The sequence below is a fragment of the Endozoicomonas sp. ONNA1 genome (assembly GCF_024606325.1).
Taxonomy (GTDB): domain Bacteria; phylum Pseudomonadota; class Gammaproteobacteria; order Pseudomonadales; family Endozoicomonadaceae; genus Endozoicomonas_A.
This window is the reverse complement of record NZ_JAHHPN010000921.1, coordinates 1-2,895: the sequence shown is the minus strand read 5'-3', so window position 1 is coordinate 2,895 and position 2,895 is coordinate 1. Positions and strand designations below refer to the sequence as shown.

Genomic DNA, 2,895 nt, shown 5'->3' with positions numbered 1-2,895 from the left:
ACATACTAGACTGTGGGTTAGGATTTTTACGCAGTTAAAGCCCTCTGATCACGCCTGTGAAAGGCACGTATCGCAATCCCCCGGGAAACCATGTAGGTCAATCTATCAGGTGTTATCATGCCAGACTTAAAAATACCCAAGAATATTCATTATGTTGTTGTCGGTCCTATTAAAGATTGGGAGCTTACTTACCTGAAAATATGGACCAAAGTGAACCCACACCATAAAATCTATGTATCGGCTCCCAGCGATTTAATATACCAAAGAATTTTATATTCGCTGCTGTTTTCTGAGAGAATAAAACAAACTATTGAAACAGATTATCCCGCTAATATTGCGCAATTGAGACTTAGCATTTGGCAAAAAATCGATGCTTTTATGAGTAGAAACACTGCCATAGGAACAATGGATATAATGAATGGCGACTTTTCAGACAGTGTAAAGAGGTCGTTTATCACCCAATGGACTAAAACCAACCATATCTTAAATCAAATCAAAACATCTATTGAAAATGTCGTTATTAGAAGACATCTGAGTAATTTTGAAAAAGGTAATAGTGAATATATCAGGCACACTTTAAGCCTTAAAAAAACCTTGACAACCGAAAGACTTATAGGGCTTTTTCATGAATTTAATCTTGGAGGGGTATATATTGATAAAGGAATACTGCCAAGACCAAAAGTAGAGATCATTCCAAGAGGGAGCAGTTCGTTCATATCTATATTGGGAGAGGGATTGAGTTGGAGTGATAGAGAGCAGTTAGAAAGAGCCATCATACGTACTTGTTTGGAAAAAATGTTTGCAGATGGAATTATTCCTGACCCTGGCCCTTACTTTAAGGGATACGATATAAACCTGTCACAAGAAGAATACAACTTAGTTAAAAATATCGTAGAAACAAACAGTATCACAAATCTATTTGATGGTTTGAAGCAACGTGATCTAACGGATTCTACACGTTATAAAGTATTTTTCGGTAGAGAATCCGTTTTTAAAGAAAAGAGTTTACCCGGATATCTTGATGATTCAATCCAGCCAACAATATTCGAATCTCGCAAAAACAACCCATTTATAGGACTAATTATTAAAGAATCCTTATTTTTTTACAATACTTTAGAAGCTTTAAAAAAAGATAAAACAAGAAAAGAAGAACGCATACCGAGAATAAAGTCGGCTATGACTAAATTCTATAAAGATCATGATGTTACTGTCTCCGACGTAAGCATCAGTAAAGCTGCAACGATGTTATCCGAGCTTTCATACAATAACGGTAATTTTGACCACCAGATTTTCGCAAAACTAGGTTATGATGCTTTTGATAGATTAAGAAGAATGAATATCAAAAGAAGACCTACAATTATCAATACTTATGACTTATCAGTGAACAGTCCCTTCTATGATATAAACTCTTATGCCATTAATTATGACCTGCCAGAAATAGTGCCTCAGCGACCATATGAAAATTTAATAATAATTAATGTTCCTAAGATTCGGGACAATATGGTAGAGTCTTTGAGAAAGTGTTATGAACATTATAACAAGTACCGCACTCAAGATGGCAGAAGCGTTTTGTATAACATTGTTAATGATGATACAAACGTTTTGTATAACGTTTTTAATGATCATACAAAGGAAACTCTAAGACTTGAAGTAATTTCAGGAAAACCATTCAGAAATATCGGCGAAGACACTAAAGTCTTCATTACCGGGAGTATTGATTTCTCTGATATCAAGTCGAATGACATTTATCCTGTCTACTCCCGATCCTTAGTGAGAAAGCTATCATCAGTTTTAAGCCTGACGATACCCAAGGATACCAACTTGCAAAGCATAGCGTTCTCTTTTGATAACTCCGCACAAAACATCCCGGATTATGCGGGTGTATTGGATGCTAGCCAGAAAGATTATATTGTACCTGAAGTTCTGAGGGAGTTGGCCAAAAAAGGTATCCGTGCAAATTCAGCTGTTGCAGTTCGAGGGTACTTATCAGCAGGCGTTCCTCGGCAAACTACCGGTGGTGATCCTGCCAGACCGTCAACCTCGGGAGATACGCTCAATCCTGAATTAAACCGTATCGTTTTTACCCTGAATAACGACAACACCGTTGCATACACAGCCAAGTTCGGGTTGGATTCCCTTGACCCTGAAAATGAGTTTTATGCCAGACCCAAAATTGATATTCGCGAATCCACATTCACAGATCAGTTGTTCGAATCCATAATCGTTGAGGATCCGCAGGGCTCGGTCAGTTCCGAAATCCAAAAGGCTGTTCTCGAAAACCTTGTCGAAAGACAGCGTATCATTGAAGATGATTTGTTCGGAGGCATAACTGACAGGTCTACCTTTGCCGCACAGGAAGGTAGACTGCTCGATAACATAGTTGACTATCGGCTTGCCCATCCCGATCAGAGAAAAGATGCTCAAAAATTCACATTAAGCAACGACTTCCAAGCCGCGATCTTTTACGGATTAGTGGAGCAACCGGCGACTGAAAATGTTGCTTTCGTCCATCCGGATGAAAGAGAAACTAATCGCTTGAAAGACACACTCCGCCTGGCGCTGGAATCTTCCTCGTACACTGATTGGCTTGCTCGCTATGCCAGTCGTTTCACTGCGTTCAACCTGGCCAACCAGCTTGAGCGGGAAATGCACAACTTCCAGACTGAAGAAGCAAAGGCCAGGGCCTTCGAAAACCTCAAAAGACGAATAGAGGCAAGGTCATACTATATCTACAATGTCGATCCCACAACGGCAGAGGGTGCCGCCGAGCTTAACGCAGAATTCAAAAATGATTTCGACAACGTCGATCTTCTCACAGCCCAGCCACCGGGTTATTGTAGCAGGCGCCGAAGATCAGCCGATGCCAACAGCTGTAATGCCAGACGCAAAGAACTG

The 2,895-nt window shown here is 40.0% G+C and carries 1 protein-coding gene; it reads left to right on the top strand.

What is annotated here, in order from left to right; genetic code table 11:
* Nucleotides 1-117: 117 nt before the first annotated feature.
* Nucleotides 118-2,895 (top strand): hypothetical protein (locus KDK19_RS21635; RefSeq protein ID WP_257292925.1); only part of this gene is annotated, 2,778 nt, incomplete at its 3' end.